The sequence below is a fragment of the Burkholderia paludis genome (assembly GCF_000732615.1).
GTDB lineage: Bacteria > Pseudomonadota > Gammaproteobacteria > Burkholderiales > Burkholderiaceae > Burkholderia > Burkholderia paludis.
This window is the reverse complement of sequence record NZ_JPGL01000150.1, coordinates 1-1,399: the sequence shown is the minus strand read 5'-3', so window position 1 is coordinate 1,399 and position 1,399 is coordinate 1. Positions and strand designations below refer to the sequence as shown.

General features: G+C 62.0%; 1 protein-coding gene. It reads left to right on the top strand.

Annotation, left to right across the window (positions count from 1 at the left end):
• Nucleotides 1–1,399 (top strand): hypothetical protein (locus tag GQ56_RS47150; RefSeq protein ID WP_031403759.1); only part of this gene is annotated, 1,399 nt, incomplete at both ends.

Here is a 1,399-nt window from a genome sequence, read left to right as displayed (position 1 = left end):
GACAGCGAGGTGATCGAGCTGTTCGCCGATGACAGACCAGTCGAGGTCGAGGTTGACAGCGACGACACCGTGCTGTCCGTCGAGCTCAGACCCGTCGACAGCGAGCTGACGCTGGTCGAGGTCGACGTGGACAGCGAATCGATCGAGCTGTTCGCCGACGACAAGCCCGTCGAGGCCGAAGTCGACAACGACGATACCGTGCTGTCCGTCGAGCTCAGACCCGTCGACAGCGAGCTGACGCTGGTCGAGGTCGACGTGGACAGCGAATCGATCGAGCTGTTCGCCGACGACAAGCCCGTCGAGGCCGAAGTCGACAACGACGATACCGTGCTGTCCGTCGAGCTCAGGCCGGTCGACAACGAACTGATGCCTGTCGAAGTTGACGTCGACAACGAGGTGATCGTGCTATTCGCCGACGACAAGCCCGTCGAGGCCGAAGTCGACAACGACGACACCGCACTGTCCGTCGAGCTCAGACCGGTCGACAGCGAGCTGATGCCCGTCGAAGTCGACGTGGACAGCGAGGTGATCGAGCTGTTCGCCGATGACAGCCCGGTCGACGTGGAAGTCGACAACGACGACACCGTGCTATCCGTCGAGCTCAGGCCCGTCGACAGCGAGCTGATGCCCGTCGAAGTCGACGTCGACAATGAAGAAACCGAGCTAGTAGCCGACGACAGGCCGGTTGACGTCGAGGTGGACAACGACGACACCGTGCTGTTTGTCGAGCTCAGCCCCGTCGACAGCGAACTGATGCCCGTCGAAGTCGACGTCGACAGCGAGGAAATCGAGCTATTGGCAGACGACAAGCCAGTCGAGGCCGAGGTCGACAACGACGACACCGTGCTGTCCGTCGAGCTCAGACCCGTCGACAGCGAACTGATGCCCGTCGAAGTCGACGTCGACAGCGAGGAAATCGAGCTATTGGCCGACGACAGACCGGTCGAGGTCGAAGTCGACAACGACGACACCGTGCTGTCCGTCGAGCTCAGGCCGGTCGACAGCGAGCTGATGCCGGTCGAGGTTGACGTCGACAACGAGGTGATCGAGCTGTTCGCCGATGACAGACCGGTCGACGTCGAGGTCGACAGCGACGACACCGTGCTGTCCGTCGAGCTCAAGCCCGTCGACAACGAGTTGATGCCCGTCGAAGTTGACGTGGACAGCGAGGTGATTGAGCTGTTCGCGGACGAAAGACCCGTCGAGGTCGAGGTGGACAACGACGACACCGCGCTGTCCGTCGAGCTCAGACCCGTCGACAGCGAACTGATGCCCGTCGACGTTGACGTAGACAGCGAGGAAATCGAGCTATTGGCCGACGACAGACCGGTCGAGGTCGAAGTCGACAACGACGACACCGCACTGTCCGTCGAGCTCAGACCCGTTGACAGCGAGCCGA